The 18,848-nt window shown below is 50.7% G+C and carries 18 protein-coding genes, 1 tRNA gene and 1 pseudogene; 13 read left to right on the top strand and 7 right to left on the bottom strand.

Annotated features, from left to right (window positions below; all coding sequences use genetic code 11):
* Positions 1-31: 31 nt before the first annotated feature.
* The gene (locus tag RMR16_RS20155; protein WP_320197398.1) at positions 32-292 is read right to left on the bottom strand and encodes a hypothetical protein; all 261 of its coding nucleotides are present in this window, start codon (positions 290-292) and stop codon (positions 32-34) included.
* Between the two features lie 207 nt (positions 293-499).
* On the opposite strand from RMR16_RS20155, the gene RMR16_RS20150 reads away from it, so the two are divergent.
* From RMR16_RS20150 to RMR16_RS20130, 5 genes and pseudogenes are all read left to right on the top strand, one after another.
* Positions 500-1,003 (top strand): GrpB family protein, encoded by a 504-nt coding sequence (locus tag RMR16_RS20150; RefSeq protein ID WP_320197397.1) that lies wholly within the window; start codon positions 500-502, stop codon positions 1,001-1,003.
* Between the two features lie 23 nt (positions 1,004-1,026).
* Positions 1,027-1,497, top strand: a complete 471-nt coding sequence (locus RMR16_RS20145) for a GNAT family N-acetyltransferase (protein WP_320197396.1) — start codon at positions 1,027-1,029, stop codon at positions 1,495-1,497.
* 138 nt (positions 1,498-1,635) lie between these two features.
* Complete coding sequence (locus tag RMR16_RS20140) at positions 1,636-2,175, top strand: hypothetical protein (protein ID WP_320197395.1); 540 nt, start codon at positions 1,636-1,638, stop codon at positions 2,173-2,175.
* Between the two features lie 59 nt (positions 2,176-2,234).
* Positions 2,235-2,528 carry a transposase gene (locus RMR16_RS20135; RefSeq protein WP_320197394.1) on the top strand — a complete coding sequence of 98 codons (294 nt, stop codon included), beginning with the start codon at positions 2,235-2,237 and terminating at the stop codon, positions 2,526-2,528.
* A pseudogene (locus RMR16_RS20130) lies at positions 2,495-2,800 on the top strand (IS66 family transposase); the annotation flags it as partial. The gene RMR16_RS20135 and the pseudogene RMR16_RS20130, both read left to right, overlap by 34 nt.
* A gap of 56 nt (positions 2,801-2,856) precedes the next feature.
* Here RMR16_RS20130 and RMR16_RS20125 read toward each other — a convergent pair.
* The gene (locus RMR16_RS20125; protein ID WP_320197393.1) at positions 2,857-3,252 is read right to left on the bottom strand and encodes a hypothetical protein; all 396 of its coding nucleotides are present in this window, start codon (positions 3,250-3,252) and stop codon (positions 2,857-2,859) included.
* A 660-nt stretch (positions 3,253-3,912) separates the two neighbouring features.
* On the opposite strand from RMR16_RS20125, the gene RMR16_RS20120 reads away from it, so the two are divergent.
* From RMR16_RS20120 to RMR16_RS20100, 5 genes are all read left to right on the top strand, one after another.
* Positions 3,913-6,228, top strand: coding sequence for a hypothetical protein (locus tag RMR16_RS20120; RefSeq protein ID WP_320197392.1), 2,316 nt, complete (start codon positions 3,913-3,915; stop codon positions 6,226-6,228).
* 303 nt (positions 6,229-6,531) lie between these two features.
* Entirely contained in the window at positions 6,532-7,242 is a 711-nt protein-coding gene (locus RMR16_RS20115; RefSeq protein WP_320197391.1) for a helix-turn-helix transcriptional regulator, read from the top strand.
* Between the two features lie 75 nt (positions 7,243-7,317).
* Complete coding sequence (locus RMR16_RS20110; protein WP_320197390.1) at positions 7,318-8,004, top strand: acyl-homoserine-lactone synthase; 687 nt, start codon at positions 7,318-7,320, stop codon at positions 8,002-8,004.
* Positions 7,997-8,212: a hypothetical protein gene (locus RMR16_RS20105; RefSeq protein ID WP_320197389.1), complete on the top strand. Its 216-nt coding sequence runs from the start codon at positions 7,997-7,999 to the stop codon at positions 8,210-8,212. The genes RMR16_RS20110 and RMR16_RS20105 overlap by 8 nt, the downstream gene beginning before the upstream one ends.
* Before the next feature lie 299 nt (positions 8,213-8,511).
* Positions 8,512-9,192, top strand: coding sequence for an SH3 domain-containing protein (locus tag RMR16_RS20100; protein WP_320197388.1), 681 nt, complete (start codon positions 8,512-8,514; stop codon positions 9,190-9,192).
* Between the two features lie 104 nt (positions 9,193-9,296).
* On the opposite strand, the gene RMR16_RS20095 is transcribed toward RMR16_RS20100, so the two are convergent.
* The 5 genes from RMR16_RS20095 to RMR16_RS20075 form a co-directional block, all read right to left on the bottom strand.
* Positions 9,297-10,394 (bottom strand): hypothetical protein, encoded by a 1,098-nt coding sequence (locus tag RMR16_RS20095; RefSeq protein WP_320197387.1) that lies wholly within the window; start codon positions 10,392-10,394, stop codon positions 9,297-9,299.
* Positions 10,391-11,836: a methyl-accepting chemotaxis protein gene (locus RMR16_RS20090; RefSeq protein WP_320197386.1), complete on the bottom strand. Its 1,446-nt coding sequence runs from the start codon at positions 11,834-11,836 to the stop codon at positions 10,391-10,393. Before RMR16_RS20090 ends, RMR16_RS20095 begins: the two co-directional genes overlap by 4 nt.
* Complete coding sequence (locus RMR16_RS20085) at positions 11,837-12,454, bottom strand: hypothetical protein (protein ID WP_320197980.1); 618 nt, start codon at positions 12,452-12,454, stop codon at positions 11,837-11,839.
* Between the two features lie 181 nt (positions 12,455-12,635).
* On the bottom strand, positions 12,636-14,081 hold the full coding sequence (locus RMR16_RS20080; RefSeq protein WP_320197385.1) for a hypothetical protein: 1,446 nt from the start codon (positions 14,079-14,081) through the stop codon (positions 12,636-12,638).
* Between the two features lie 51 nt (positions 14,082-14,132).
* Positions 14,133-14,792, bottom strand: a complete 660-nt coding sequence (locus RMR16_RS20075; protein ID WP_320197384.1) for a thermonuclease family protein — start codon at positions 14,790-14,792, stop codon at positions 14,133-14,135.
* Positions 14,793-15,023: 231 nt separating this feature from the next.
* Here RMR16_RS20075 and RMR16_RS20070 point away from each other — a divergent pair, with 231 nt between their 5' ends.
* The 3 genes from RMR16_RS20070 to RMR16_RS20060 all read left to right on the top strand — a co-directional run bounded on the left by RMR16_RS20070 (position 15,024) and on the right by RMR16_RS20060 (position 18,250).
* Complete coding sequence (locus tag RMR16_RS20070; RefSeq protein WP_320197383.1) at positions 15,024-16,967, top strand: plasmid pRiA4b ORF-3 family protein; 1,944 nt, start codon at positions 15,024-15,026, stop codon at positions 16,965-16,967.
* Between the two features lie 261 nt (positions 16,968-17,228).
* Positions 17,229-18,062, top strand: a complete 834-nt coding sequence (locus RMR16_RS20065) for a DUF3800 domain-containing protein (protein WP_320197382.1) — start codon at positions 17,229-17,231, stop codon at positions 18,060-18,062.
* Between the two features lie 98 nt (positions 18,063-18,160).
* Positions 18,161-18,250 (top strand) — tRNA-Trp (locus tag RMR16_RS20060).
* Positions 18,251-18,848 lie beyond the last annotated feature (598 nt).

Raw genomic sequence — 18,848 nt, 5'->3', positions numbered from 1 at the left:
CGAATGCGAACATTTACATCAATACAATGTGCTACGAGCGGCGCTGGTATTCATTGGCTGCCGAACCATAACGCAACTGGTCGTAGTAGCGCACGGCGGTATCCTGTGCAGTTCCCAGCACAGTAGGATTTTGCCAGATCGTTACGCCGCCGATAATGAGAGTGGCCACTAACGCAATGCCGATTAGCTTGCGTACGACAAACATCACAAGCCAAATCGTGATAACCGCGCCGACAGCCATCACCAACATGGAATAGAAGTCGTCAGGTATATAAGTCTCAAAGGTTTCCATCTGCACTTATAGTTAGAGCGTTTTGGTCGAAGAAAGGCAGCGCAGTGAGGGGGATGCCGATAGGATCAGCCGACCATTGAGTCACGCCTTCGTTGGAAAGGCAGATGACCGCATTGGGCCGGAGCCTCCAACAACTGGCTCACGTCAAAAGTTGTCTTTCAGACTAGCTTCCCTTGCGATAGCTTCTGCCTGCTGATGGAGGCTTCAATGGCGTTGACCAGTCAAATCAAACCTTACGATGATCGATGGCCAGTCATGTTCGAGGTTGAAAAGGCGCTTCTACAGGTGGTGTTCGCGCCACATTCCGTGGAAATCCAGCATGTCGGAAGCACAGCGGTTCCTGGCCTTGCCGCAAAGCCTGAGATCGACCTCTTGATAGTCTCCGATCACCAAGATGAAGATCGGGTTGATCAGGACATGGCTTCACTTGGATACGAACGAGGAAAGGACCTCTCCAATGGGCACATGTTTTATCGACGTGATGTTGGAGGCATCCGGACCCATAAGGTTCATGTGTTTCGACCCGGACATTGGCAGATTTTCAGGATGCTACGCTTTCGCGACATGCTCAGACAGGACGACGAACTGCGGCTCCAATATCAGGTGCTGAAGCTGGAACTAGAGTCGAAAAACGAGAGCGGCATCAAGGAATACTTATCTCAGAAAGCACCCTTTATCGACGCCGTGGTAGGATTGCTACCAAAAGGCTGACGACCGCTTCGAGCCGACTAGCCATGGCCTCCAACACCGACTTTGTATTCATCATACTGCGAGAGACTACTGATTTGAAGCTGGTACAAGTATTGAGCCAACCTGAATGGGAAGCATATCATCGAATTCGACGGTATGTGCTGTTTGATCTGCGCGGACTGTCTGGATACGACGATCATCATCCTGACGACAGGAAGCCGGAGCATCTTCCGCTAATTTTTGTCGATGGCGATGAGATTGTTGGTGCCCTCCGTCTTGATCTCACTTGGAACGGGAATGGGGTAGTTCGCACGGTGGCAATCGTTGCGGAGCGCCAGCGGCAAGGTATTGGCCGAGCTATGATGACCGCTGTCGACACACTAGCAATGGCTCACGAGGCATTCAGGCTAGAAGCTCATGCAGCGCCCGAAGCAGTGGGGTTTTATCTCAAGATTGGCTGGGAACTCGTCGATGCACACCGGCCTAATGCACTTATGGCAAAGCTTTTGAAATAACCGAAATAGCCCAGGAATAGTCTCGGAGATCACCGAAATTATCGCGCATTTCGTGTCAGATTTTTACTCTATATTGCCATTTCGACCTCACAGCCATGGCATATTGTCACGAACATTCGAGGGACTTAAACAGGTGAGATGAAGCGTTTATTTATAGCCTTATCAGCAGTGTGCTCACTCGGTGTTTTGGTGTTCGTTTGGCTGCAATCCGACTCTGACAGATTTAGGAACAATGTTCCTTGTGGAATTGAGGTCGAAAGCACTGGTTTTGCTGCATCCGATTACACCGGCATTGGCGGTCCAGGAGATTTCTTCGTGATTTTCGCCGTATTTGATATCGCGGAAAGCACCGCCGAGCACGTCAATAATAGTGGCGTTAGCTTCCTCCAAAATCTTCACTGTCAAAAATCGACACTTCATCATCAAGGAAGGCCGAAAAAGTATTTTTCTTGGAAGACGAGCCCAAGTTTATTGCAAACGCAAAATACGAAGGAGAAATTTGCTTCGATAAGCGAGTATCTTTCAAAACGAAATATGTATCTCGATATCCCGCCTGAAATCCTTATTGCGGCTCAGAATGCATTGTCGACAAGTGGTAATTTTATTGGGGAGCAGAATAATGGATTTTTCATCTTAGATTCGGGGAATAAAAAAGCCTATTACCTCTTTTCGAATTAGAGTAACCCGTGTTCTGCCCGCACATTGCTCGCTTCCGCCTGATCTGTGATCGACCTTCCATGGATGAAGAACGGGAGTTTCTCACAAACAGGAAGCCTGTGCGTGAGGTTCATCGTCAATGGTCGGACGAGGTCAAAGCGAAGATCGTTTCGGAAAGCCTGAGGCCCGGCACGAAGGTCAATGAAGTTGCGCAGCACTATGGATTGCGGGCGAACAGTCTTTCCGCCTGGCGGACGATGGCGCGGCAGGGCAAGTTGATCCTGCCAGCACCGGAGGATGCGGTAGAGTTCGCAGCGGTGATCGTCGCCGACATGCAGACTTGGCTTATATCTCCAAATACTGGGATGGTCTGAAGCTCTTCCTGACCGACGGGCGCATCGAGATCGACAACAACAGCGTCGAGCGCACCATCCGACCCATAGCCCTCAACCGGAAAAACGCGCTCTTTGCAGGGCACGACGCGGGAGCCGAGAACCGGGCGACCATCGCCTAGCTGGTTGAGACCTGCAAACTCAATGCCGTCGATCCACAGGCCTATCTGACACATACCCTCGCCGCCATCGTCAACGGCCATAAGCTGAGCCGGATCGAGGAACTGCTGCCTTGGAACTATCCTGTAGAGTAGCGCGGGCACAGAACCCACAGTTAGACCAACACGGACATTCGTACGCTTTGGCAATTCTAGGTCTCGCTAGACATCTCTTCGTCCTCGGACGTTGCATAATAGGTCACTTCAATCGCAATTCTGCTTTTCCCGGCCAGTTCACACAGTTCAGCAGGAATGGTGATGGAGGAGGCGTAATTCCGTGGAAAGTAAAATGGCATTCCAATATCAAGCTTAGCTATCCCAACGGCACCGTTGTCGATCATTTCCGCAATGCCGCCGCTGATTTCGCGGACAAACTGCGTCAGGATATCCCAGTTAATGTATTTATCGTCAGTCAGGTTTACTAGGGCAGATTGTGAACCGTCGCGCATCGTTCCCCATTGTACAGGGCAACCCAAATTGCTTTCGATTATCGCCTGAGAGGTGGCGATGCCGTGTATCCTCAGCACAATTCCTATTGTTTCAATCAACGCCGGTTGCTTTCTTTGACCACTTGGACAGGGAACATCTCGGACGTTGGCAAACAGAAATGCATAATCAGTTAATACATCTGCAATGACTGCTTTTGCCGTAGAGTTGCCGTGAATGTCTAGGTCACTGGTCCTCTACGCAGACACAAAACTTCCGGTCAACGTGCCAGGGGGACACCGCTTACGAATTAGAACCAACAACGCTCGTTAATCCGCTGTGTCTCACTAATCCCATCTGAAATCTCCCAGAGGTCATTTAGACTAGGGGAGAGTGGCATCCAAACTTCGCAGAAACGGGACACTTAACTCTGTGGCTACAGACAACGTCAAAGCTGATAAAAGGCGCGACGCCGCTGGTCGGTTAGAAATGCGACACTAGTGCCCTATCAGCCCGACGGTACCGGCTTCGTCAGGTTGCAAAAGCGGGGAGGTTGGTGGAACACCGTGTTCGGCTCTAGCTTTCTCCGTTGCCGGACAGCGTTGCGTTATTTGCTGACGAAATCAGCTAAACTACATGAGTTTGCAACCGGAATTAACCCAACTCAGCATTTGAAAACCTGCAGCGAGACATTGCTCCGTCATGTCTGTTTAGATTTGATTAACCTGTTTCCCTTAGCAAGCCGCGCCCGGGCTGGGCTGTAATCTGCAAGGGAGACCTGAATGACCATAGAGCAATCGGCAATCGCCTTTCGGCGGAAGATTGTCTGTTTCTGCGAAATGAAGTTGGCACCGCTTACAGATGCAAAGCAACTTCGCGCATTATTAGAATACATGATCGGTCTCATTGACGACCGGATGCCTCCTCCAATGTTAGGCAGGCAGGTCAACTGGGATGAAATCTCGTTCGCATGCGATCTTGGGCAAACATCGGCAGAACTCAGGAGAGTCGCGCGGTACGGTTTCGATGCCATCTCACGCTGGCTCGCTGAAACGGGTCCGAGCCACAGAAAGCCCCCGGTCACAGGCAAAGCAACAAAGACACGTAGCCACGCAAAAAGTCTCTCAAGCAAACGCAAACCCATGACGGCCAAAGCGAGCAATCGCCTGAAACCTGGTCCGAAGCCCAAGCCCATCGAAGAGTTCCCGGAACCGCTCTTCGAAACTTACGACGAACCCGTATCTTTTCAGGCGGCTCTCCAATTCCATATCGACCGTTTCGGTGAGAGCTATTATCATTTGCATCGTGCCATATTCCGAGACGGTGATGCGCTTGAAGCAACAACATTGCTGAGCTGGTTGAAGGGAACGACGGTGCCGCGCAGTGTGGCAAACCTGGAAATTCTCAATCGAATAGAGCGACGGTACCGACTGCCACTCGGTTATTTCAAGGAAAAGCTTCCGCATCAGTCTCGTGCCGGGGTCGGATATGACGTAGGTCACGATATCTCGCCCGCAGAGCGTCGGCGTCTGGCGTGGCATTTGCCGGATGATTTCAACTTATTGCCAGAAGAAAAACGTGCCGAAATTCTTGAATGGGTAAGGCGCGTTATCTTAACCGGTGCGACGGACTACCGTCGTTATCAGGCGCTGGCGACGAAGCAACGTTATGCGATCCGCTTCCCTGGCGTGACGTATGGCGGCTCTCACAGACCGACCACCTTATCCCGTAAGGTGATCGATGAATGTAAAGACGAGCTGGAAGACCCCGATATGCTTTCCGGGGTAATCGACGCGCCTGCACACTTGAGGCTTGAAATGGCCAACCTGATGTCGTTCAAGACCGCGACCCTGACGGAGGTTGGATACAAGCGCAATGGAGTGTGGGGAGAGGAGACGGCATCGCAGAAGCTCGAACATCTTGGCTTGATGTTCGGCGCTCTCGCTGCTTCACCTGAAGGCGAAGTCGCTGGCAGAGGCTTGCCGCTCAGCGCGTTGACTTTCGGCCTCTTAGTTTTTCCAGGTGTATGGGATTGGTATCTGCAGTGGCGTGAGCGGCGACGCGGTTTCTACACTGCCTGGGAGGCAGACATGCTGAGCATTGCGTTGTCACTGACGCGAGAGGAAACCGGATGGATAAGGCAGCATCCCGAACTCATCGAGCGAGCAGTGCCAGTAGATGGCCTGGTTACGAAAGAGGAGATCGACTTCGCACGGCGTGATTGGCACGCTTGCTGTGATGCCTTTCATGCTCATGCAAGGAACCGCATCAAAGAAATACAACGAGTGATGCGGGTTCACCGCGATCCGTTCGAGCCGATCATGTGCGTATTGGAGGCACCGAGTCCTCTGGCCGAATACCGCAAGATCACAGACGAAATCCTTTTGCGTATGCCCGACAAAGACCGCTACCCAAGAGCTGCCGCAGAATCCGTACGCTCGTTTCTCATGTTGCGGCTGGGTCTCCATCTCGGCCTACGACAAAAGAACCTCCGGCAACTACTGTTTTGCCCGCGCGGTCATTTCCCCACCTCTGAAAGGCGTTTGGAGGAAATGCGACGTGGAGAAATTCGGTGGAACGACAGAGAGAATGGCTGGGAGGTATTGATCCCATCGGTCGCATTTAAGAACGCCAACTCCTCGTTCTTTGGGTCGAAGCCCTTCAGGCTGATCCTGCCTGACCTGCTCGATCTTTATTACCACATCAACACCTACATCGAACGCCACCGGAAGGTTCTGCTCGGTCATGCGGTTGATCCCGGCACTTTCTTCGTCAAGACCGTCAAACTATCGAGCGCTGACGCGGCCTATAACCAAACGACGTTTTATGAGGCCTGGCGTCTCATCATCCAACGCTACGGGATTTATAACCCGTATACCGGACGCGGAGCGATCAGCGGCTTGCTGCCGCATGGTCCTCATAATGTTCGCGACGTGTTGGCAACGCACATCCTGAAACTAACCGGCTCATATGAACAGGCGAGCTATGCGATCCAAGATACGCCAGAGATGGTGCAGCAGCATTACGGGCGTTTTCTTCCACAGGACAAAGCCGCACTTGCGGCAAAAATACTGAACCAGGTTTGGGAAGCGGCTTAAAAGAAATCGTAGGACCGGGGAGCCTTTGACGAACCTGGCTCTACGACTGCGAACATCACGCCCGCTGGTTTCGATAAAGAAATGGTGCCCTATTTGTCAGCGCCCGGCCAGTCGTCAAGAGGCTCGTCTACTGCATCTGAGGCGGGGTCACTCGTTCAAATTCTGTATTGATACGCCTTAGTATTAATCGCATCCCTGAGTTACTCATTTTCAATTTATACAGCTTATCTCAGTTCAGTATTTTATAGTTCAATTTGGGTGCCTGCCATGGAAGATCGCGGTCACAACAGGTCGGCGAACGTTATGTTCGATTTCATTGGGGCGATGAAACAAGCGAAAACATCAGACGCCATATTGTCGGAGTTGGCGCTTGTCATGGCTGAGTTTGGATTGACGAGTTTTGCGATTTCAGGAATTCCATTGCCTGGCGAAAACATCGCCCCGTATGTTCTTTTGAATGGCTGGCCGACCGAATGGTACGAGAGATACGTCTCTCAGCACTATGTCCACATCGATCCCATTATTTATCAGGCAAGAACATCAGACGATGTTTTTGTGTGGTCAGAGGTCATCAACAAACACTCAGTCACACCCCGCGCAAGAAAGCTCATGGATGAGGCAGCTGATTACAAAATGTTTGACGGTTTCACTGTTCCCCTTCATCTGGCTGGGGGACTGCAGGCTATCGTCACTTTTGGTGCGGAAATGATTGAATTGCCCTATGAATCCAGGGGTATTTTGCAACTGGTTGCCATCTATGCCCATAACCGTTTGCGTTCGCTTTCAAGTAACACCAAAGGCAATCGGCAGAAAACAATAGCGATGGTCACCGCTCACGAACGCGACGTGATTTATTGGTGCGCGGAGGGAAAGACGACCTGGGAGATTGGCCAGATTTTGGGCCGATCCCAAAACACCGTTCAGCATCAGTTGCATAGCGCCCAGCGAAAGTTTGATTGCGTCAACCGAAGCCAGATGATTGCTGAAGCATTCCGGGCTGGTCTTATTCGTTGACAATAGCCAATTCCGGCTATTTTCAGATTTTATCATTTCGGCGAGTTTCATCCCGTAAGTAACGGGGGTAAACCAATGTTGAAATGTATTCTTGGCAACGCAATCAACGGTTCTGAATGGGCAGAAAGCGTCTGGCGATTTCGTCATAAGCATTTTGTGGACCGTCTCGGATGGGAAGACTTACGAAAAGCAGATGGTCTGGAGATCGATCAGTTCGATACCCCAGATGCTGTGCATCTTGTGTTGATCTCGGATGGCACGGTGGTTGGATACAGTCGACTTCTGCCGACGACCCGACCCCACTTGCTTTCGGATGTTTATCCAGAAGTCGCACACGGACACGACTACCCCAAAGGGCCGCTCGTCTATGAATGGACGCGGTGCATCGCAGAACCTGACACCTCCATTTTGGGTGTGTTGGCAGCCAACATGCTGCTGACGGGTGTGCTGGAGTTCTGCCTGGTTACAGGCATTGAGGCTCTGATCGTCGAGACCCATCCGAAACTCGTCAATCTGCTGGTGTCAACGGGTTGGGATGTGGAGCCTTTTGCCGCTCCGTCAGATTTATCAGGTCATCTGGTGGTGCCGATATGCGCAAAGCCCTTGAGAAGTGCGTTGACCATTAGCCATGAGCAGCAAGGCATCAATGGCAGTGTTCTCGACATCGCTGATGGCGATACCAGCCCGTTAAATGGGGAGCAACTTCGTCCATTTCTCACAGCTCACACCAAAACAAATACTCAGGTGGTCGACTATGCATGAAAGATTTGAAGAGAAAGAAGCGATGGAATTTGTCGCGGAGCACGCGGGCGAGCTGATCACAATCTTAAAACAAAGCGAAGGCACGTCCAAAGTTTACGTCCTTGCTTATCTTCTTGCAACGGTGCGCGACGAGGCGCTTTCCGCACTCACTGTATTGCAGCCGGGCATGTTGGCACCGGCCCAAAATCTACAACGCGTATCGATGTAACAAAATTCGGTCTTCACTACGCCCGATGTAGCGGCAAGCCGCATCGGGCTACCGATAGGCCTGATAGGCAATAAATCCAATAACAACAACGAACAGAACACTTATTGCTTTGATTGCTCCTGAACGAGACGGCGGAGTGGAAGCATAGTGGTTGTCCGGTCCCGGATTTTTGTCCCATCCACTCACCATTTTTTCCTCCCTGTAGCCTACATACTCACTTAACGGTTAGGTTGAGAAATTGGCAAGTGCTACTTGCCGAATACGCGAGCTTTCGGCAATATCTGCCTTGGGGGCTTTCTATGAAGAAACGGTACTGGCTACTACTATGTGGGCTGATGTTGTTTGGCATTTCCAAACTCGGAGACTCACCATCAAATTCCAACGTGGCAACGCCGTCGCCCAGCTATCCATATAACGTGACGCCGACATCACAACCAAAGGCATTAGACGCAGAAAAGTCCTTTGAAACGCCCATTCCAAAGAACGTTGCGCCAGAGCCCTCTTTAAGTAATTCGCGCTCGAACGAGACGGCGGCGACAAAGTTCATTAGCGGTAATCGGATAGCACTGCGCGACGCTCCAAACGCCAAGGCTGGGATCAAGGATAGACTGGACGCAGGAAAAAAGGTTAGTCTGCTAGGACAGGAAGGCCAATGGTCTCGGATCAGGGACAGCCTGACACAGAAAGAAGGCTGGATCGCAAGCCGCTTCTTGAGTGACAAGCTACCTCAAAAGGAACGCATCGCAAAACCGGCAGAAACAACCGTCAAGTCACCACCGGTGATTTCGCCCTCAATCATCATTCAAAGAATAATTGCAGAGTCGCTCGCCAGCTATCCTGGTTCATGTGCCTGTCCCTATAGTACAGATCGCGGCGGTCGCAGATGCGGCAACAGGAGTGCCTATTCAAAACCGGGTGGCTATGCGCCGATATGCTTTGCTGGTGATGTCACAAAGTCTATGATTGAGGCGTATCAATGATGTCTCATTGTCCTAAAGGCATATTTTGCCTTCGTTTCTTGGTGATGAACGACGCCTCCCCCGCTTAAACCACACTCGGATGGATTATCCACGGACGGTTGCCATTACTGTCCGGCAGTTACCCCATTTTGCGTAATTGTTGCATTTTCGCCCCGGCGAATTCTAATTTCAATTCGTCTACGTGTTTCGACGTTCCCTGCCTGCCCGGAGCTAATCACGTCGCCGGGCAACACCAGTTGCGCTGCGGAAAGAGGTAGGATTTTTACCCCTTCAAGATCAGGGTTTGAGCGCAAGATGTTGGAAACGGAAATTGCTCTTGCTAAACCAAGGCCTGCATTGTCGGCCGGAGCGAGCTGTTTGACAGGAGCCTTTGAGGACAACACTTCGAGCGAAAGATCGTCCATATTGGACACTCCACGACCTAATGGTTGCTCATCAGTATGCCCAATCACCTCTACGATATCGACGCCATAGCGCTTGAGGCTATCTGCGATCTGGGTCGCAACCGGACCATTAAGATTGCTCGTGAAGGTATCAGTCAACTCAGCGCTGCCGGATCGGAAATAATATCCGCTGGCTTCACTTAGGCTGATGATTGGAGGCCATTCATGCGGCTTCGACGCCCCACTCTCAATGAGTTTCTTTTCGGCTTCCGTCAGCCGAGCAGCGAGGTCGGTAGTCGAGGCTTCTGATGCCTTTAATTTTTCCTCCAAACGAGCCAATAGCTCAAGGGATTTGCCTGCGTCCGCAAGGGCAGCGAGTTTTTCCTCAAGTTCGACTGGTTTTGTTGGATCAAGCCCAAACTTTTTCAGTATTTCTATACTGGAGACAACTTCTTCAATTTGCGTCGTTTCGATTCCAGTATCGGCCAATTGTTTGACGGCCGCCCTCGCCTCAACGAGTTCACGCCAGTCTTCATCCAATTTTCGCTTATCGACCAGTGACAACTGACTTGAGAGCGCCTCAAGCTTCGCCTTGAACACCTCCTCCTGGGTAATCTTCTCGGTTAGCTGAGCCTGCAGCCGTTTTGCTTCTTCAACGGCTGTTGTGGCCTTAAGACGTTCATTGGAAATGATTGCACCGGCGACAAGGAGCAAACAAAATACGAGCAGCAACATGGATTCCGCCATCGTGAACCCGAGAATGAGTCCTCGATTGTAGCCTTTTTGCTCTAACTTCGTCGCCGTTTCTTGATTGGTCATCTAAACCAACCCCGCTTCAACTTTTCGGCCTCGGCAGGTAATGGCACGGTCGTGACAGCAGGGATGCCTTCGAAATTGATGCCTCTTCCGGCACCGATTTCACGTGCAGTTCCTTCATCATCTGTTTGCGTCGGAGTGTTTGAGGCTTTGACTGTCGCCAATACATTCTCAATCAATGTGGAATGCCTTGTCGAGGCCACTCCCAAGTCTTTCACATTTGTTGATATCGTTGCCGATTGGTTCGCGAGGGAAGTAAGAGATTCCGACAACTTGGTCGTGGCTTCCACTTGAGCCTTGGACGCATCCTGCGAAACCGCGCTGTAATTCTTTATATCGGAAACGAGAGCCGTTGATGCGTCTGCAAAGGACTGAGTATTTGCGGAAATAGTCTCCCATCGCTCCAGCATGGATTTGATCGCGTCTGTTGAACCGATTGCTGAGGCGTTTACGTTTTCCAGTTTGGCCGCCAAAGCTGTAAGCGTGGCGTTCGTTTGTTTGAACGGTGTAATCGCAGTTAGAACCCTCTTTGTTACATCACGGTTAGCAGCAGCAGTTTCGTGGGCGACCTGATTCTGCTCCGCGATGATAGATCGAAGCGACGTAACAACGGGCGCAATTTGCTCCGCGAACAATTCATCTGGTGACTTCGAACTTTTCAGTCGTTCTACAACATCATCTACCGCCTGGCCAAGTTTCGTAGTTCCTTCATTCACCGTCGCGACCGATGCATTGAGCTTCTCACTCATCTCTGAAACCGACTTCGCGTTCAAAGCGGCGAATTCAATGATCTGCTGATGTGTCGTACTCAAGGTTGCCGACAATTTGTCAGCTGCTTCTTGAATGGTTTTGGTTGCTCGAAGCGACATGGATTCAATAGATGCGCGTACAGCATCGCCACTCTTCTCAGCCTGCTTTGCGATTTCATCAAAACCTTCAAGCAGCATCTGGTGACTTGTTCTGCGATAGGTCGAAAACTCCATTGCCGAGCTATCGAGTTCGGTGCGCACTCGCCTCGTCATTTCAGCCAGATCGTGCCGAACTGCCCGCTCAATGTCGACCGGATCACGACGCATCTGGTTGAAGAGAATGCGGAGCGAAATGCCTGCAATGGTCGAGGAGATTGCGACGCCGAAATTACGCACGACGTCCTCAATTGAAGCCTCTCCTGAGAATTGGTAAAGGGATACACCGAGGCTCGTCAAAGTGAACAAGAATCCCATGTAATAGAGGTTGTCCCCCGCTTGTTCATTGTGAAGCGAAAGACCAGCTGCAAAAAATGAAATCACAAAGTAGAGAGCCATCATTCCCAGCGGGATCAGCGTGATCGTGACGGTATCAACTCCGTATAGCTTACCAAACCATATGATCGCCGCGCCGATAAATGTCATAAGGGCAAACAAGATGATTGGCCCGTTCTTACGGACAAAATTTCGCGTGCTCATTTACTTCGTTCCCACCAGGCGTTTGTAACCGCCCCATTCGCCACCGTTTGACCGAACCCATTGCAACCAGAACTCTGGTAGTCGCGCCAATTCCAGCGGACTTTCACGATCAAACGCCAGGACATCAAATTTGATTCCATCCAATGGCGTTCGGAACCGTTCTTTCGCGTAACTCTTTTCGAATGCGGTGTAGTCAACGCCGCTTTTATATATTGAGAACAAAGACGTGTGCTCGATCATATCGGAAGCAACGATCAATGTTTTTGGCCTATTCTCATTCCGAAGATCGGAGAAACTCTCGATCACAATTCGCTGGACGCCCGCCATTATTGGAGATTGCTTACCCTCTGCGGCCGCGCCCATTTGATCTTCAATCTCTTTGAGGGGTTTATTGAACGCCTTATCCCACCGCTCTTGAATGCGTTTGGGATTGGAAGTCAGTTGATCGGCACTTGCGCCATCACCCGGATTGCAGCCTCTATAAGTTCGTTTGAGAGTGCCTAGCTCGTCAGAGAGTGAGTAAACCTCAACGAGACCACCTTTTTCCACAGCAGACACAATGCGTTGAAAATTCCGCTGTAGGTCCACCTTCGTAATATCTGAGATTGGGTCAGTCACGTCCAATAGGACTGCCGTGACTGAAGTCGGACCATCTGCCACGGAGCATAGATCAGCGTCTAAGGCCCCCGTCCCGGATTTGCTCCACAGGTACAACAACCCTCCCCCGGCACCTACAATGCAAAGGATGAGTGAGACAGCACCAAATATGGCACCTGCTGAAGGTCCCTTTTTTCTCGATCTACGCCTTGCCATTGTTGGTCTCCGGGAAGAGGTCATCCAACTGACGGTAAGCTGATACAGCGGCCTCGAATTCATTGCCGATCTGTTTCATCTGGTCAGCAAGTTCCGCTTCTGCATGCTTGATACGGTCAGCCAATTCTTGGTCGGTCCACTCGTTTGCTGAGGAGATCACCGCCTTACGTCGTTCAAGCTTGAATTGATTTGAGAAATATTTTGGTTCGGGCTTCGTGCGAGCTTGCCGATTGGCTTCGCGATAGGTCCCGATGAGGGTTCGAGCTACTTCTTCGAGACGATCCTGCTGTTCGTTGAACAGTCGGATGATCCTGGCTCGGTTCTCTATAATTGATGCACTCTCTCGACGCCGAATAGAGAGGTCACGGATGATCATTTCCACTTTGTCGTTGTGGTCGTCACGGATAAGTTTCAGCTCTCCGATCAAGTCTTCCTTCTGGAAGGCATAGTTCTCTTCGGCATCTACGTACCGCTGATAGACACCGCCATATCCGGGGTAGATATCTCGAATGCTAAGGACATCCAACATCGCAATCACGGAGAACATGAAGCCTGCGCCGAACAGCATCCAAGAATCAATTTCTTGGAAGTCGAAGGTCGCAGTTTTCAGGCGATCCATGACAAGGGCGCTTATCTGAACGTCATTCCCTGTCGAGGCCTCTCGATAATGCGCCATCGCCAGATTGATGCCTATAGCCAAGGCCAGCCAGAGAAGAACTCCCAAACAGCCCCACAATTTACGGAAGAAAGACCTGTGAACGATGTTTGGGATAATCGTCCAGGCAATCACAACCGTGCCCAAAACATTGGTGATAGCAAATCCCATCGCGATGGCGATGCCGCCGATCACACCCTCATCGCTGCCTTTAGCCAAATACAGACCATTTACAACGGTCTCGAAAATCAAAAGCAAGACGATGACAAGCCACTTTACGATTGTCGCGAACTGCGATTTGGTCTGAGCAACCCGGCGAAGCCCATTCCGGTCCTTGAAGTGAACCAACTCCTCGTCAGCTTCACGAAGCTTTTTGCGAAATCCGAAAAGTACGTCGGTTCCGCCAGCGACGTCGGCTTTGAAATCTGTCAACGAGGAAACATTTGCCTGGCGGATGCGCCCGAAATGCCCATCGAAATCGAGGTTTCGCATGCGTGAGCTGTAGGTGTGAAGTTGGTCTTCAAGTATCTGATACGATGCGTCACGCTCCGTCTCCACGCGCGCAACGATGCTCTGTTCAGCCTCGTCGCGAGATTTAGCAGATGGCACAGGCTTGTTCTCAACGCCATTCTCAGTGCCTTTTCGTGAGATATCGAGTGTTTTCTCCACCTTCTCGGCGTCAAGCGGAGGAAATGGATCAGTCGTGATGCGAAAGTCGTGATTTGAATCACGTACACTGTCCATCAGGCGATTTAGTGCTTCGAAGCGTTTTGCCATTTATTTCACGATTGTAGGTGTTGAAATGTCGGTTTGGAGAGTCTTGTTGCGTTACTGACTTCCCCAAAAGGGAGCACGCCATCCAGCAGCGATAGCTTCCGCTTCAGAGCAGAACCATTTTTCGCCTTTTGAGGCATCAATTTTGGTCTTGTTGTAGTCCTTTGACCACGGGACGTGATAAATGCGCTCATTTTTCCGGTTGATATTACCCTTGATCGGGCAATCTCCATTGTCTCCGCTGTTTACAGAGACATTCCATTTTTGAGCACGAAAATCCCACGCGGTTTCGGTCTCGAACTGCCAGATGCCAATCGCAGCTTCGCGCGCAGAATCTTCGTGTTCAACGTAATCCAAGGAGTATTTGCGGAACGCCCATGCAAGGCCGACATTGACCATGTGCGCATTGATTTCTTGCTTGCCAGCCCAGCACGCAGCGAGAATGCGACCGTAAATATCTTGGCCTCGATCTTCACATCTCACTGTTTGTCCGGCGATAAGGTCTTGCAATTCTTCCGTCGACTTTTGACCGCAAGCCCACTTTTCGCCTTTTGGCAAATCGCACAATTGGCTTGCCTCAGGTGCATCGATCCCATGCAGCCTGTATGTAATTCCATTGACCTTGAGAGTGTCACCGTCGACAACGCGGGTATTCACATCCGCATGCGTCGCACTGACAAACGCCAGCGTGAATAATATGTACAAAATTCGCAAAACCAACCCCTTAGCCCTGTAGCGGACGCTAATTCAACAAGAAGGGGATAGCAACAACAGTATGACTTAATACTTATGAAAATGGTGAAGAACTGAATTGACGGCGTTCTCTATTGTCTTCGGAAACCCATGCGCGACTCCTTAACGAACTGACTGAACCACGGCGTTTGCAAAATACGCAATGTTGCGTATATTAAACACGATCATGCGCTTTTGTTTGGGTGTATTCAGATGAGTTCAGGAAAAATTTACACCGCAGCGCGTGTTGCAGCTCGCCTCAATAAGGCTGAAATGGCGAGACTGTGTGCGCTGCCCGTTAGCATAATCCGTGCATTGGAAGCAGGAAAAGATCAAGACAGTAAGATCGCGGTGCAGCGAACGCTCGCAACGCGATCTGTGACTGTCTATGAAGACGACCAACTTGTTACTTTTCCCAAACAGTCTAAAAATGACTTCGGGTACGTTATCTCTGTCGCACGTGCGGGTGCTGGGATCAGTCAGGCTGATTTGGCGACCTTCTCTGGTGTTTCGTTGCGGTCAATCAATGGCACCGAAGGTGGATCAGTTTTATCAACAACAGCGGTTCAGGATGCAATTGTCGCCTGCCTAGCGCGACGCGGCGTTGAGATAACCCTTGAGCGCAATGATCGTTGGGGAGTTCACATTGTCAATGCACAGGACGTCCAACCTGGTGAGCGCCGGTTTCCGAACGGCGAAAGTCCCTTTGAAATCGCGATGGACAGAATGAAGCAGCAAGCTTCGAATCCGCACATTCCCGAAATGCTTAGGCTGCGTATCGAGTTGACCGGGACCCGGCCCTTGATCTGGCGTGAGATACTAATCCCGGAGAATGCAACGTTTGCGGACCTTCATTGCACCATCCAAACAATATTCGGATGGCGATGGGCTCATCTCCATGAGTTCCATTGTGGTCTTACCATTGGGAACATCAAAGAGCTTAGTGGGGGGTCGATTTCCGATTCTCAAGCGATTGATGAACGATTGATCGCCCTCAATCAGGTCCACGACCTCTTTCCAAAGTTTCAATATCTCTACGACTTCGGAGATAACTGGACACACTTGATAAAGGTCGCCGACAAAATTCCACGTCTTGACCGACCTGTACGGCCGGTTCTAGTAGATGGCTCCGGTGGCTTCATCGTGGAGAATAGTGGAGGCTCCAAGCATTGGAACGATCTTGCTACTGCCCTACGCAAAGGGAAAGCCGATGCTGGGACACTCGATTGGCTGCAGCAGTGCGGATATGGCCGCAACTTCGATCCTGATGCCCTCGACATCGATGGGATAAACGAGGCCCTGCTCTCCACCGATTTTGATATTCCAGCAACATGGCACGATGAGTGGGACCGTCGCCAGAACGTCAAGATCACGGCGCAGCATCTGCGGGAAGAATATCCAAGACCCACGATTCAATCCCGCTATCCAAGTAACGGTGTCACGGTGATAGCAGTCGAGGACTTCACTGAAGAGGACTTTGACCGGGACTGGATCAGTGATGTAATTGACGGAATGGCGTTCACTCAATCGACCAAGATGGGGAAGACAGTCCCGGTCCGATCTCTCCTTGCTGATATCAGCCCTTTTCTTGATTTCAGCGGCGACGTGGTGTCGTTCAGATCGTTCCCGAAAGCATTCCGATGGAAGGACGACAAACGTGCGGGCGTCTTCCATCCTGATCTGGCTATCGCCCCAAAGCGCGGAAAAGAGGTTCTGGTCCATTTCGCATTGAGCGAAGAGGAAGCCGATTTCGTAAAACGGCTGTCGAAACAGACCCGTGTCAAAATTCATCTCTTTGGCGGCGGCATTGTTGACGATCAAATCGCCCGCAACTGCTATGAACTTCGACGCTTGTCACGGGGCGTACGCGACGAAATCGATGACGTCAGAGCTGCGCTGAAGGAGCAAGACCTCTCAAAAGGTATTTCCATGACAGGGGCTGTGCGGTTGCTCATCAGCAAAGGTGTGACGGAATTATCCGGCTTCACCGGCAGAAGTCCGGAGCACCGGGCCAAATCCCGCATAGCAACTGCGGTCGCTCAAAAAGCTATCGGGATCAATATGAAGGTGCCATTCGATATCACCAGAATTGGCGAACCCGGCTTGACTGCAGAGACCTGCCAATTTTGGGAGACAGCAGAATTGTATCGGCTATAGCGGTATTGGACCCGGTTTGTGATGAAGTTTCTGCTAGCTTCTGACATCCATAACAATCGCGTGGCCGTTCAGAGGATGCGGTCGCAAGAAACGAACGATTGATAATCACCTCTAAAAACAACTAAAGCCACCTTTCGGTGGCTTTAGGAACTGCCGCCCGTGACCGGTTCGGCGTAAGCTTTTTTGCTACGGGTTGAATATATGACGGTTGCATCATCGCGTCAACCCATGCTTTAAACTCTTCACCTAACGGAGAGTTCCATGAAGATTTGCTATGTTGACGAGTCGGGTTGCACCGGGCAACTTCCATCAGCGACATCAAACATTCAGCCTGCTCTCATTGTAACAGGTATTATCATTGATTACGCTAAGCTTCATGAGATAACAGAGCGATTACTCACCCTAAAGCAGCGCTTTTTCCCCAAGGCGCTGCCATCAAAAACCACCCACATGGCTTGGATATTACATGAAATAAAGGGCTCTGAGCTTAGAAAGAAAGCGTGCAGTGACAATAGAAATGAACGAAGACATAGCTTAGGCTATATGCAAGAAATCCTGAATATCTGTAAAAGTTGCAATGTTAAAATTACAGGGCGTCTGTGGGTGAAATCGATTGGCACCCCAATTAACGGGGTATCCATCTACACGTTTTCCATTCAGTCGATTTATAATGATTTTCAAAATTATCTCGCGACCAATAATGATGTCGGATTCGTAGTCCTCGATAGTAGATTGAAGCACCTAAATACGCCTGTAGCTCACTCGATTTTTACCCAGAAATTCAAAGGTTCGGGTGACGCTTATGATCGTATAATTGAGCTTCCGGCCTTCTCCCACAGCGATAATCATGCGGGATTACAGCTCTGCGACACGATTTGCTCGTCAGTTGTCACGCCTATGGCTATCCACACATACTGCAGTGGACACATTACAAGCGTTCACGTGAAACCGCGTTACATTAATATCAAGGATAGATTCGCGGCCGACGTAGCTTCCCTTCAGCACCGTTATACGGAGGCAAGTGGTCGAGTTAAGGGTGGGCTTATAGTTTCGGACCCCTTGGGAAAGAAACCTGGCGGAGCGTTGTTTCGCTAATCCGGAAACGTCGCAGAGATTTGTGTCGCTCATAACTACACGCAAAACAGGAAAAATAATCCTTGCATCCTCGCGACGGAATTGTATAAGCGCCACATGGTGGGCTGGCAGAGCGGTTTATTGCTGTTGACTCCAAATCTTCCGGACGTTCGCGCGTTCCATGGGTTCGAATCCCATGCCCACCGCCACCTTTGAAGCTCATCTTGAGCCCTGAAAAGTGTGGTGTTAAGCGGGGCGCGCGAACTAGGCCCCGCTTAACAACTTAAACCAAATAATTGAAAGTTTGTTGGGCAGCATTCGCGTGACTGTAGGAGATTTACTGAGCAAAAGGCACAAAAAAGGCCGTGCAAACACGGCCTTTCCTGAATGGTTACCCACCGCCACCCAGACAAACTGGGAGCGAGATAAAATCTCGCATCAGCATCAGGACCGTCCGCACTTGTGCGCGACCGTTCGCGTTTCCTTCAGCTAACAGCGCCCATTATAGGTCATAAGCCGCTCATGTCAATGTCAAGCCGTTGCAACCCGTTTGAATTGATACTGGGTGGGTACGACTAGTCCCTTACTATCCAGACAGCGCTCCCGATCACGGATTGAAGCACCTGATGCCATTGAGAGCGGCTTGAAACGACACCGCTCCAGCTGGCGTTCGCATCAATAGTACCTATGTCCAAGCTTCGCCTCTTGGACCAGGTTCGAGAAGACCCGCGCGCCCGTTGTCCCCAGTCGGTTGAGACCGAATGAGATTTTCGGTGAAAGCGTAGGAGAACTCTGTTTACCCCACCT

The sequence above is a fragment of the Agrobacterium sp. rho-13.3 genome (assembly GCF_033957765.2).
In the GTDB taxonomy this organism is placed as follows: Bacteria; Pseudomonadota; Alphaproteobacteria; order Rhizobiales; family Rhizobiaceae; genus Agrobacterium.
Note: the sequence above shows the minus strand (reverse complement) of the source record. Positions and strands in the feature narration are given on the sequence as shown.

Excerpts from the sequence above, each read along its gene's own strand:
- RMR16_RS20080 (WP_320197385.1), bottom strand. The coding sequence starts at position 14,081 with ATGGCAAAACGCTTCGAAGCACTAAATCGCCTGATGGACAGTGTACGT.
- RMR16_RS20145 (WP_320197396.1), top strand. The coding sequence starts at position 1,027 with ATGGCCTCCAACACCGACTTTGTATTCATCATACTGCGAGAGACTACT.
- RMR16_RS20140 (WP_320197395.1), top strand. The coding sequence starts at position 1,636 with ATGAAGCGTTTATTTATAGCCTTATCAGCAGTGTGCTCACTCGGTGTT.
- RMR16_RS20155 (WP_320197398.1), bottom strand. The coding sequence starts at position 292 with ATGGAAACCTTTGAGACTTATATACCTGACGACTTCTATTCCATGTTG.
- RMR16_RS20070 (WP_320197383.1), top strand. The coding sequence starts at position 15,024 with ATGAGTTCAGGAAAAATTTACACCGCAGCGCGTGTTGCAGCTCGCCTC.
- RMR16_RS20135 (WP_320197394.1), top strand. The coding sequence starts at position 2,235 with ATGGATGAAGAACGGGAGTTTCTCACAAACAGGAAGCCTGTGCGTGAG.
- RMR16_RS20150 (WP_320197397.1), top strand. The coding sequence starts at position 500 with ATGGCGTTGACCAGTCAAATCAAACCTTACGATGATCGATGGCCAGTC.
- RMR16_RS20110 (WP_320197390.1), top strand. The coding sequence starts at position 7,318 with ATGTTGAAATGTATTCTTGGCAACGCAATCAACGGTTCTGAATGGGCA.
- RMR16_RS20105 (WP_320197389.1), top strand. The coding sequence starts at position 7,997 with ATGCATGAAAGATTTGAAGAGAAAGAAGCGATGGAATTTGTCGCGGAG.
- RMR16_RS20090 (WP_320197386.1), bottom strand. The coding sequence starts at position 11,836 with ATGAGCACGCGAAATTTTGTCCGTAAGAACGGGCCAATCATCTTGTTT.
- RMR16_RS20065 (WP_320197382.1), top strand. The coding sequence starts at position 17,229 with ATGAAGATTTGCTATGTTGACGAGTCGGGTTGCACCGGGCAACTTCCA.
- RMR16_RS20100 (WP_320197388.1), top strand. The coding sequence starts at position 8,512 with ATGAAGAAACGGTACTGGCTACTACTATGTGGGCTGATGTTGTTTGGC.
- RMR16_RS20095 (WP_320197387.1), bottom strand. The coding sequence starts at position 10,394 with ATGACCAATCAAGAAACGGCGACGAAGTTAGAGCAAAAAGGCTACAAT.
- RMR16_RS20115 (WP_320197391.1), top strand. The coding sequence starts at position 6,532 with ATGTTCGATTTCATTGGGGCGATGAAACAAGCGAAAACATCAGACGCC.
- RMR16_RS20120 (WP_320197392.1), top strand. The coding sequence starts at position 3,913 with ATGACCATAGAGCAATCGGCAATCGCCTTTCGGCGGAAGATTGTCTGT.